The sequence below is a fragment of the Kitasatospora sp. NPDC098663 genome (assembly GCF_044760075.1).
Taxonomy (GTDB): Bacteria; Actinomycetota; Actinomycetes; order Streptomycetales; family Streptomycetaceae; genus Kitasatospora.
In genome coordinates, this window is record NZ_JBIWAP010000097.1 from 1 (window position 1) to 11,024 (window position 11,024).

General features: G+C 72.5%; 9 protein-coding genes. 1 reads left to right on the forward strand and 8 read right to left on the reverse strand.

The features are described from left to right. Positions 1 to 161 precede the first annotated feature (161 nt). From ACIQVZ_RS41540 to ACIQVZ_RS41555, 4 genes are all read right to left on the reverse strand, one after another. Positions 162 to 1,187, reverse strand: a complete 1,026-nt coding sequence (locus ACIQVZ_RS41540; RefSeq protein WP_402458106.1) for a beta-ketoacyl-ACP synthase 3 — start codon at positions 1,185 to 1,187, stop codon at positions 162 to 164. Next, complete coding sequence (gene dmpG / locus ACIQVZ_RS41545) at positions 1,187 to 2,185, reverse strand: 4-hydroxy-2-oxovalerate aldolase (protein ID WP_402458109.1); 999 nt, start codon at positions 2,183 to 2,185, stop codon at positions 1,187 to 1,189. Before dmpG ends, ACIQVZ_RS41540 begins: the two co-directional genes overlap by 1 nt. Before the next feature lie 14 nt (positions 2,186 to 2,199). Beyond that, positions 2,200 to 3,057: an acetaldehyde dehydrogenase gene (locus ACIQVZ_RS41550; RefSeq protein ID WP_402458112.1), complete on the reverse strand. Its 858-nt coding sequence runs from the start codon at positions 3,055 to 3,057 to the stop codon at positions 2,200 to 2,202. A 90-nt stretch (positions 3,058 to 3,147) separates the two neighbouring features. Then, positions 3,148 to 4,038: a 2-keto-4-pentenoate hydratase gene (locus ACIQVZ_RS41555; protein WP_402458114.1), complete on the reverse strand. Its 891-nt coding sequence runs from the start codon at positions 4,036 to 4,038 to the stop codon at positions 3,148 to 3,150. A 445-nt stretch (positions 4,039 to 4,483) separates the two neighbouring features. Here ACIQVZ_RS41555 and ACIQVZ_RS41560 point away from each other — a divergent pair, with 445 nt between their 5' ends. Continuing rightward, on the forward strand, positions 4,484 to 5,824 hold the full coding sequence (locus ACIQVZ_RS41560) for a multiprotein-bridging factor 1 family protein (protein WP_402458117.1): 1,341 nt from the start codon (positions 4,484 to 4,486) through the stop codon (positions 5,822 to 5,824). A 79-nt stretch (positions 5,825 to 5,903) separates the two neighbouring features. On the opposite strand, the gene ACIQVZ_RS41565 is transcribed toward ACIQVZ_RS41560, so the two are convergent. From ACIQVZ_RS41565 to ACIQVZ_RS41580, 4 genes are all read right to left on the reverse strand, one after another. Next, a complete protein-coding gene (locus tag ACIQVZ_RS41565; RefSeq protein ID WP_402458119.1) occupies positions 5,904 to 7,235 on the reverse strand; it encodes a hypothetical protein in 1,332 nt (443 codons plus the stop codon). Positions 7,236 to 7,569: 334 nt separating this feature from the next. Beyond that, positions 7,570 to 8,607: an aminoglycoside phosphotransferase family protein gene (locus ACIQVZ_RS41570; protein WP_402458122.1), complete on the reverse strand. Its 1,038-nt coding sequence runs from the start codon at positions 8,605 to 8,607 to the stop codon at positions 7,570 to 7,572. Between the two features lie 192 nt (positions 8,608 to 8,799). Continuing rightward, the gene (locus ACIQVZ_RS41575; RefSeq protein ID WP_402458125.1) at positions 8,800 to 9,687 is read right to left on the reverse strand and encodes a type II CAAX prenyl endopeptidase Rce1 family protein; all 888 of its coding nucleotides are present in this window, start codon (positions 9,685 to 9,687) and stop codon (positions 8,800 to 8,802) included. Positions 9,688 to 9,892: 205 nt separating this feature from the next. After that, the gene (locus ACIQVZ_RS41580) at positions 9,893 to 10,855 is read right to left on the reverse strand and encodes an SAM-dependent methyltransferase (protein WP_402458128.1); all 963 of its coding nucleotides are present in this window, start codon (positions 10,853 to 10,855) and stop codon (positions 9,893 to 9,895) included. Between the last annotated feature and the right edge of the window lie 169 nt (positions 10,856 to 11,024).

Here is an 11,024-nt window from a genome sequence, read left to right on the forward strand (position 1 = left end):
CTGGGCCATCACCCCCACCACCACATAACGCAGGAGGGGCTGTCCCCAACCGGGACAGCCCCTCCACCAACAAGATCTTCAGGAGCCTTCTAGGCGGTCGCCGGGTCGGGCGGCGGCGGCGTCGACGCCGAGTTCGCGCAGAAGGGCGGACAGTTCCTGCTTCACCGGGTTTCCTCCAGGGTCGGGTGGGCGGCGGTCCGGGCGACGACAGCCGGCGGGACGTGGTCGGGGCACAGCAGGGTGGTCGCTCCCCAGGTCAGTCCGGCTCCGGCGGCGGACAGCAGCAGTCGCTGTCCAGGGCGAACGCGGCCTTCGGCGAGGGCGGCGGACAGGGCGAGCGGGATCGAGGCGGCGCTGGTGTTACCGGTGTCGGCGATCCGGTCGAGGACCCGGTGCTCGTCCAGGCCGAGGCGGCGGGCGACGGCGTCGGTGATCCGTGTGTTCGCCTGGTGCGGGATGAAGCGGTCGACGCAGGCGAGGCTCCACCCGGCCGCGATCAGGGCCTGCTCGGCGCCAGAGGCGAGGTGGGTGACGGCGTGCTGGAACATCTCCGCCCCGCGCATAGCCAGGAAGCCGTCGTGTTCGACGGTGACCGTGTCGGCGTGCCGGCCGTCGGAGCCGAGGACGACCGGTCCCAGGGCGCCGTGCTCTAGAGGCCGGCCGGCGCGCACCAGCAGTGCGGCCGCGCCGTCGCCGAATAGCGGCGCGGTCGTCCGGTCGCCGGGGTCGACCAGGCTCGGGATACGGTCCGCGGCAATCACCAACACCGTGCGGTGGGTGGCGGAGCGGATCAGCGAGGAGGCGATCTGTAGCCCGTACAGCAGGCCGGCGCACGCGGCGGCGACGTCGAAGGCGGGGATGCCCGCCAGGCCGAGGCGGGCCGCGACGTCGGGTGCGGTGGCAGGGCAACGCCGGTCGGGGGTGATGGTTGCCAGGACCAGGGCATCCACGTTCAGCGCGGGGCGTTGGGCGAGGGCGTGGGCTGCGGCCTCGATGGCGAGGTCGGCGGTCGACACACCGACTGCGGCCCGGACGCGGCGGTGGATGCCGGTGCGTCGGGCGATCCAGTCGGGGGTGACGCCCAGGCCCGGGGCGATGTCCTCGTTGGCGACCGAGTGCTCGGGCCGGGCGGTGCCCAGCGCGCACACGACGGCCGCCACCTCGCCGGGGCGTACATCGGTGGTCATCACACGGCCGCCTTCGCCAGGAGGCGCACGACGTCGGCGATGAGGTCCTCCTGGCCGGCGACGGCGCAGCGGCGGCCGAGTTCAGTGAAGACGGCCAGCGGGTCGACGCCCGCTTCGGCGGCGGCTCGCAGCACCGGCCGCCGGAACCCGGAGAACACCCCGGCCAAGCCGGACATGACGCTGACGGAATCCGTTGTCGGCGCGCCGTGCTCCAGGAGGCGGTCCTCGGCGGTGTCGGCGGCGCGCAGCAGTGCGGGCAGGTCGACGCCGGTGGTGTGGCCTTCGCGGTCCAGCACCGGTACGAGTGCTTCGAGTTGGGTGTTGCCCGCTCCGGCGCCGAACCCTCGGGCGCAGGCGTCGATGACCGTCGCCCCCGCCTGGACGGCGGCCAGCGAGTTGGCCACCGCCAGGCAGAGGTTGTTGTGGCCGTGGAAGATCACCGGTACGTCGACCGCGGCGGCGATCGTCCCGATCCGTTCGGTGACGTCGCGCATCGTGTAATGACCAGCGGAGTCCATGATGCCGACAGCCTGCGCGCCGAAGCCGACCATACGGGCGCACTCCTCGGCGAGGCGGCCGGGGTCGGCCATGTGACTCATCAGCAGCACGGCCTGCGCCTCGGCGCCCAGCTCGCGAACCAGGGCGAGGTGGCGTTCAGTCACGTCGCCGAGGGTGCAGTGCGCGGCGATCCGCACCACGTCCGCGCCGGCCCGGACGGCGTCCCGGATGTCGCGGCCGGTGCCCCAGCCCGGGGCGACGAAAACGCCCAGGCGGCTGTGGGTGAGGACGTCGCGGACCGCTTCGAGCATGGCGCGGTCGTCCAGCAGGGCTTGGCCGATCTGCAGGGACGAGCCGCCAAGGCCGTTGCCGTGACCGACCTCAACCAACGGGACGCGGGCCGCGTTCGCGGCTTTGGCGTAGGCGCGCAGCTGGGCGGCGTCCAGGCGGTGTGCGACGGCGTGCTGGCCGTCGCGCAGGGTCGCATCGTGCAGGGTCACGGGGGAGGGTGCGTTCACGGGGTGCCTCGCAGGGTCCGGGCGGCGGCGTGGCGTTCGGCCAGCGCCACCGCGGCCGCGTTGATGAGTTCGACGTTCCCGGCGTACGCCGGCAGGCGGTCGCCGGTGGCGGTGACATCGACGGTGAGCGTGATCCGGCCGTCGGTGATCGCACAGCCGGTGAGCTGGTAGCCGGGGGCGAAGCTGTCGCGTACGGCCGCGGCCGCCATCTCGACGGCCTCGTGCAGGGCTTGTGGGTCGCCGTCGGCGGCGAGGAGGGTGGCCTGGGCGCGGAAGGCGGGGGCGGGCAGGGCGGGGCTGAGGCTGGTGAGCACCTTCACCCGCGGCGCGCCGGTGAACTGCCGCACGGCTGCCCCGGTAGTGGCGATGTACTCGTCGAGATTGCGGCGGCTGGCCGGACCGACGCTCGCCGTGGCGGCGGTGGTGACGACCTCCGCGTAGCGGGGCGTGCAGTGCCGGGCCGCGGCGGCCAGGACGGGCACGATGGCTTGGCTGCCGCAGCTGGCCAGGCTCAGGTGCCGTTCGGTAGCGGCGAGGTGGCCGTTGACGGTGGGCGCGGTGATCGCGCCACCGTCTGCGGGGGTGAGGTTTACGAGCAGGGTTCCGGCGGCCAGTTCGGCGCGGCGGTCCGGGTTCGCGGTGGCGTCCGACGTGTCGAAGACGATGTCGAAGCCGCCGCCGGTCACCGCCTCAATTCCGTCCGGGGACACTTCGAAGCCCAGGCGTTCCGCCCGGCGCAGGCCCGAGCTGCTCGCGCGGCCGGCGACAAGCGCACAGGTCAGGGAAGATGAGCGGCTGATCCTCTCGGCCAGGTCAAGGCCGAGCAGCCCGGGGCCGATCACGGCGGTGCGCAAGGGAGGATGGAGCATATCGGTGTCGATCCCTTCTGGCGGGAACTTCGTCGGGCCCGACGTGGCAGGCCGGTGGCGAGTGGCGCGTCGCTGTCAGGCGACGCGGAGGCTGACCCCTGGGAGGTTGGGCGAGAACACGCGGATGAACTGACCCGCAGTGAGGGGCAGACTGGCGTGCACGGCGCCGGTGAGTACGACCTCGCCGGCCCGCAGACCTCGCCCCAACTTGGCCAGACGGCGGGTCAGCCACACGAGCGAGCGGATGGGGTCCCCGAGTACGTCCCGGCCCTCGCCCTGGGCCATGGCCACGCCGTCCACGTGAACGGACAACCGTTCGTGACGAAGGTCCCAGCCGGGCAACACGAACTCGCCCAGGACGAAGCCGGCGCAGGCCGCGTTGTCGGCCACGCTGTCCACCAGCGTGATGCCCTCCGGCTCGTACCGGCAGTCGATGACCTCCAACGCCAGGCATACCCCGTCGAGTACCGCGCGGACATCGCCCTCGTCCACCTCGTCGCCGCGCAGGTCGGCCCCCAGACGGAAGGCGACCTCGGCCTCTACGCGGGGCGTCAGCAGGCCCGCGTGGTTCACGGTGCCGCCGGCCGGCACCTGCATGGAGGCCAGGAGCACACCGGAGTCCGGTTCGTCCATGCCGAACTGCTCCTGCATGGCCCTCGAGGTCAGGCCCACCTTGTAGCCCAGGACCCGGTCGCCCTCGTCCACGCGCAGCGAAGCCGTGTACCACTGCAGGGCGTACGCATCCGCCATCGTCGTGTCAGGCCGACGGCTGGTGAGCCGCGGTACCGTGCGGACCTCCGCTGCCGCGAGGCGCAGCAGTCGTGCCTCCTCGGTCTGCCACAGCGGCGCCTGCGGGCCGGGGCTTGCCGCTGAGCCGGAGGCATTCGGCCGTGGGGGCCCGGCGCTGACGCCGTCCGAGGTCGTGAGCCCATCCGAGGACTCCGGGTTCGTCTTCGTCGAGTGCACAGTGGTCCCTTCGATGGTCGCCGGGAACGGCCACGCTCGTGGAGCGCGCCACACCGGCGTCGGGAACGGGAATGGTCCGGGCGGCACCGTTGGGGCTGTCCGGGAATGCCGGCTCTCACCGGTGGAGGGCCGCGACACAGAGGTCTGCCCGGCGTCCGACCGGCGTGCGCGCCGTGCGGAGGACCAAGCAGACACCAGATCGCGGGACGGTGGAAGGCACTTTCAGGGGGGCACTTTTCCGCACCTACAGCATGTCCATGCCATCAGTGCTGGTCGGTGCCCGTCCACGCCGGGTGCGCAATCTCAGGAAACCGCGACGGGGCGCGGCGGGGAAGGCGGCCGGGCATGGCCCGCACACGGTGTGCGAGACCCGCACATCCTGTGAATCGGCCCACCGGCCAGCTGGCCCCACTACCGTTGCAGCCAAAGCGAGTTGGGGAGTCGCATGGCTACTGCACCCAAGGGAAGCCGTGGTCTCGGAGCTGTCATCCGCGGTGCTCGCGCCGCCAGGCGGATGACGCAGGCCGAGCTGGGGAAGGAAACCGGCTATTCCGCTTCCGCGGTGAGCAGGATCGAGAAAGGGGCGATGTGGCCGTCGCCCCAGTCGCTCCTGCGTTTCGAGGACGTACTGGAGATCGACCTCAGCACGTACAAACTCGGTGAACCAGTAAGGGTGTTGAGGTCGCAACAAGCCCCAAGCGCCCCTTCCGGCGCTATCGTGGCGGACAGGACGTCGGAACCGGAGGACCCCATGCGCCGTAGAAATTTGCTGCTGCTTGGCTTCGCCGCGACCGCTTCCCTGGCCGTCCCGCCAGCATCGGCAGCAGCCTCGACGGAGCCCAGCCGCGTCGACCCGGCCGACAGCCTGGTGGAACTCCTCTACGCGCCGCCACCGCCCGCGTCCGGGACCTCACTCCCACAGCTCGGCCAGGTGCTCGCCACGGCCCGGGCTCACTTCAGCGCCTCGCGCTACCACGACCTCGGTGCCGGCCTGCCGGGTTTGATCTCCACCGCTGAGTCACACCGTGACGCCTCCAGCGGCAGCGCACGCGAGCGCGCCCACGCACTCACCGCGCGAGGCTACGTCCTGGCCACGGAGCTCGCGTCGAAGCGCCATTCCGACCTCGCCTGGGCGACGGCCGACCGGGCCGTGCAGGCCGCCCGGCAGAGCGGCGACCCGGTCGTCATCGGTGAAGCCGTCAGGGTCCTCGCCATCACCATGCGGCGTGCCGGACGCCCCGCCGCAGCCGTCGGCCTCCTGAAGCGTACGGCTGTCGACCTCGACGGCCACGGCCCTGCCGCGCGGGCCGTCGCCGCCAGCCTGTGGATGACCGCCGCCTATACCGCGGCGTGTGCCCACGACGTCGGCACGGCCCACGACCTACTGGTCGGTGCCGCCGAGGCGGTCGACCGGCTGCCGGCCGGTCTCCCGCAGCGTCGGCTGTTCACCGTGGAGGCGACGCAGGCGCAGGTCGACCTGTACCGGATCGGCGTGCACACGGCGCTCGGCGAGCCGGACCAGGCCGTCCCCTATGCGAAGCGAATCAACCCGGCCGCTCTGCCCACCACCGAGCGCCAGGCACGCTGGGGCACCGACACCGCCCGCATGTGGATGCGCCTCGGCGACCAGCAGCGCACCCTGACCGCGCTGCAGTTCGTCGACCGGATCGCCCCGGAGGAGGCCCGCCGCCCCACTCTGCAGGCACTGACCTCCGAGCTGCTCTACGCGGCGATGCCCACACCCGGCGTGCGCGACTTCGCACGCCGGACCGGCGTTCTCGTCTGAGGAACCCGCGCTCCCGCCAGGACCGGAAGGCCGACGGCCGGGGCGCCCGGGAGGTTCCCCTTGGGCACCCCGACACCACTCAGGTCGACCGCGGGAGATCGGAACGGACCCGGTGCGCGAACTCACGTACCCGCGGATCACCACTCCACGGGTCGAGCCTGCCAACCAGGTCGTAGAGGTAGCTGTGAGCCCGCGGCGAGCGCACTGTGGCAAGAATGTCCACTGCCCGATGCCCGCCGGCCACCGCCTGCTCGAGGTCCCGGTCGATCGCGTGCGTGCTGCCGAGGACGGCATAACGAATGCCGACCGCACGCGTGTAGCGGTCCAGAGGCATCGCGCCGGCACGCTCGGCCCAGCGCCGGGCAGCCGCTGTGAGCCCGAGGTCCCTGTGCGCCTCGACGCCGTCGGTGGCCATCCGTTCGGGAGTCATGTAGGCGATCCACGGCGGATCGTAGGTGCCCGGACGGATGCCGGACAGCAGGTTCTCGCAGCGCACCAGCGCGGCGGCGGCGCCCGCACCGTCACCGGCCTTGGCCAACGCCCGGGCCTCGGCGAGCTTGCAGAACGCCAGCACCCTCAGAGCGGCGTGGCCTTTGCCTCGCTCGTACGCCGCCTCCGCCATGTCCGCGGCCTCCGACGGCCAGCCTGCCAGGAACGTCTTCAGGGAAACGGTGGCCAGCACGTAGCTGCCCAGCTCCACATCACCGGCGGCCCGGGCCAGGCGCAGGGCCTGGATCAGCAGCCGGTCCGCCGCGCCGTGGTGTCCCGCATCCATCGCCGCCCACCCCAGCACTCTCGACAGCTCCGCGAGGGCGCTGTGCAGCGCCTGTCCTGTCTCCGCGGAGTAGCTGCCGGCCAGCAGCGGGGCGGCGGACCGCAGGCAGACCAGCACGTTGCTGTTGCGCCAGTCCCCGCCCCCGTACCGCGAGTCCATGAGCTGGGCCTGAGCAGCTGCCGCCCACACCTCCTCGACATCGGTCTGGCCGACGCGACGCTCTCCGGAACGCGGGGCTGGGGCGTCGGCGGGGACAGCCATCCATCGCATCGTCGCCGACCCGAGGACGGCGGGCACGGCACTCGGCAGGCGCAGGACATCACGGCGGTGCACGGTCCTCCAACAGGTGATGGCGTTCCCGATCGCGGTCTCGCGGTCTCGGGGGAAATCCAACCCGACCGCGGGGTCGAAAGCCGCCAACTCCCCGAGTCCGGCATCCTCAAGAGTGACGGGTCGGTTCAAGCGTTCGCCCAACAGCCGGACGACCCGCTTGGCCGTCACCTCGTTAGGCCTGGCCCCGTCCAGCCAGCGCTGCACATGGGTATGGGTGTAGGAGGTGGGTTTGTCGTCATTTTGGGACAGCCGGTTGACCTCGCGCGCGAGCCACGAGCGTTTCACACCGGCCTCCGCGATCAACCCTCCCAGGGCAGTGTTCGCCTTGTGAGGCGACGAACCACTGAGCGCCGAGGCGGCGGACGAACCGACGTTACGACCGCCACTCGCCCTGGAGGGCGGTGGCACGGTCGCACCGTGATCCCTTGCATGCATAGGTCACCTCGTCGTGTCAGCCCGTGTGGGTGAAAGGGGTTGGGCGTGGCGGCAGGCCGGGGCTGCCGAAGCAGCCTGGTCTGCCGCAACAGGGGAACCCGCGCAGGAGTCCGAGGCCGCAGAGGGTGCGCTCTGCCAGTGGCACGGCCACTGGGCCGGCGCGAGGAGTGCGCTTGGGCGCTGACCTGCGAAGCCCCGGGGGTCACGCTGTCCGGGCGCGGGTTGACGCCGCTTCCGCAGCCGGGACGGTGGGGTCGGTGCTCCAATTCCACGGGTGGCGTGCCGGGTTGCTGCTCTGGGTCCGGACGCAGCTCAACCGTCGTGCCGCCTCCGGCCGCCACACGGGGTCGTGGACAGCTGCCTCCAGCGCGATGACAGTTCCGGCGGCTGCCCGCAGACGGGCGAGAACCTTGTAGGGCGCTCCCTGCCGGCCGGTAGTCACATCGGTCCCGTAGGCGTGGCAGAAACGCGCGTAGCCGGCGGGGTCCTCGCCGAAGCCGTCGCGACGCCATGCCTCGAAGGCCAGGTCGTAAGCTGCGGGTCCCCTGGTGACCGTCTCGAAATCGATCAGCGCCGGGCCGTTCGGGGTCGTGATGCTGTTCAGGACGTTGAGGTCCCCGTGCAGGACAACGTCACCGCCGCACGGTGTGTTCTTCCACTGCTCGCCGGCTGCGGAGACGTGGATGCTCAGCCAGTGCACATCGGCAGGAGCCAGGACTCTCTCTGGTAGGCGGCTGATCCGCGACAGCAGGGTCCCGGTCACGTCCAGGGCAGGCAGGGCTATGTGGGAGGGCAGCGGCAGTGCGTGCAGCTCCGCGAGGAGACGGCCGAGGCCTTCGGAGGAGGCAGGCGATCCGTCGCCCAGGTCCTCGGTGAAGGTGACGAGCAGCCCGGCCTCGGTCGCCGTAGGCCGTTCCACGACGGGCCGAGCTGTCAGGACACCGCTGCGATGCAGCCATGCGGCGACCTGCACCTCCCGGTGAACCGCCGCCGGGATGGAGCGGGGCTCGTGGACCTTGGCGACGACCGGGCGTCCCGGCGTCGCATGAGGCAGCCGAACCACCCAGTTGCGGTGGAGTTGCAGCGTCCGGGCGCCTTCCAGGCTGAACCCGGCAGCCGCGGCTGCCTGCCGGAGGGCCGTGTGGGCCCGGCTGGTCACGCTGGCCTCGTTGATCGGATTCGGGGGGCGGCGCGCGGTAGCCGGCGGCGGGCTGGCCAAGCGCTGGGTCGTGCGGTTCATGGCAGATTCCTCGGGTTGGGGGTGCGGGTACGGGGCGGCCGGTTCCTGGGCCGTGGTTCGTCAGCGGGCGGGGGCAGTCCCGCCTACAGCCGCACCAGTGCGAGGGCGTGCTCGTCTTTCCGCAACTGCACCGGCAGGCAGGCACGAACATCCCCGGCGCCCCGCTCGGACCCTGCACCCGGACGGCGGGCGTTAGGTCCAGATCTGGGCGCCGATGGTGGCCAGGTCGTAGGCGGTGTGGGCGGCTACCAGCGGCAGGAGCCGGCCGTGGCGCAGGAACAGGAGCACCGCCGCGACGGCGAAGAGAGCGCTGGTCGCGCCGGGCAGACCGAGGTAGAGATGGAGGGTGATCCTGGCGGCCGCGGCGGCGATGAGAATGGCCGGGGTCGGTAACCGGGCCGCCTGACCGAGGACAACGAGACCGGCGGTCAGCACGCCTTCCTCCAGCACGCCCGCAGTGAGGGCGGTCACGATCGGCATCAGGAGATCACCCCGGTCGAAGCCGAGCTGGACGATCTGCGGCGCCGCTGGCGCGCTTGCCGGCGCGATTCGGGCGACGGCCACCGCCAGGATGCCCGACACCAGGAGCCAGAGCGTGTACTGCACCCCCATGGACAAGCCGGTCCAGGAGGTGGCGGGCTTGGCCGGGTCGCGCAGCAGCCGCTGCACCGGCACGCCGGCGAGGTGGCACAGCTCCACGGCCAAGGCGGCGGCCACGGCAGGGACGATCGCGATACACGCGGCGTGGGCCCATATCTGATGGACGCCCACAAGGGCTACGACCGTCGCTGCTCCGAGCAGTGGGGCGACGGTGAGCGGGTCACGCCACGGAAGACGGCCACCGTGTGCACGGGTGCGGCGGACACGTAGTCCCGCGCTGGCGACGGCCGCGCCGACAGCTCCCGCGGTGGTCGCCGCGGCCCAACGTGCCGGGGTGTCGAGGAAGGGCAGGCCGAGCGGGCCGGTGAGGAGCCGGACGGCGTCCAGGGCGGCGGCCGGGAACGCCGCCACGTACAGGATCAGCGGCAGGAGCCGGCGGCTCCCAAGGTGCGGGGCGTGCGCGGCGGAGGGGGAGGTCACGGCTTCTCCAGTCGGATGTGGTCTCGGTTGCCGTCCGGTCGGGAGTCGGCGGCGCGGGGTGGGAGAGCGGGGTCTGACCGTCGGCCGTCCACGCGGCCACATCGCCGGGGCGGGAGCCGACGCGGCCCGGCGGTCGGACGGTGGGCGGAAGGGCTGACCAGAGCCGGATGCCACCCGCTGGAAGCAGGACCGAAGTTTTTCGCGGTCACCGGCGGCTCCGGTCGACGTCGGTCTGCGCGGCGCGGGGGCTGGCTGTGGGGCTCGGGTCGGACGGCGTGATCCGGGCGATCGCGCCGAGCACCGCTGCCCGGGGCGGTCCGGCGGGCCGGTACGACGACCGGATGTAGTGCGCCGTCTCGAGGACGCCGAGCTGCTGGACGAGTGGCAGGTCGCGGAGCAGGCTCGCGGTCTGGGCCGGGGTGCGCAGGCGTCCCCACCGGCCGTCGAGCGCGGTGGCCATCATCTCGTCGGCCCGTCGGGCGAGGTGGGTGTCCTGGACGGACAGCTGGCATACCGCCAGGTACCCGCCGGCCGGCAGCAACCGGGCGACGTCGGCTGTGAGGGCGCTCGTCACCGCGTCCGGCAGCGCTTCGAGAACGGTGCACAGCACTGCCACCGGCCGGTCCAGGTCGAGGTGCGCGGCGACGGCCGGGTGTTCCAGGACGCGGTGCACACCGCTGGCGAGGCCGATGTCGGCGACGGCCACGCGGTCGCTGCCGGTGAGCACGCAGCGGGCGCGGGCGTGCACGACGGGGTCGGCGTCCGCGTACACCGTGCGGCAGTCCGGGTCGATGGCCCGGCCGATCTCGTGGACGTTGCGCCGGGGCGAGTAGTGCGGGAAGCCGTGGTCCGTGTGGATGATCTGCCGCACCCCGAGGTCGCGTACGAGCACGGTGGCAGCGTGTCCGGCGAACGCGACAGCGTCCTGGGCGCGGTAGGGCATGTCCGGCAGCAGGCCCAGCAGCCTTCCGGCGGCCGTGCAACTGGAGGTGCTGGCGTCGTGCCCGCCCGCCAGGACGTCCCGGATCCCGGCGTAGGAAGCCCGGTCCAGCAGCCCCAGGATGCGTTCGCGCTCGGCGTCCTCGCGGTCCGGTCCGGCCCAGGCCGCCGGACGCCGGCCCGTGGGCCAACCCGTGGCCGGGGCGGCCGTGCGGCCGGTGCGCGTCACGAGCGGCTCCCGGACACGGCGGCCGGTGCGGTGGCGGTGCGCTGGCCCGGGACCGGGAGCGTGTCCGGGCTGTGCGGCTGGGCGGACAGGAAGGCGCCGCCGCAGGCGGTCAGCCGCAGTGCGGTGTCGATCAGCGGGACGTGGCTGAAGGCCTGCGGGAAGTTGCCGA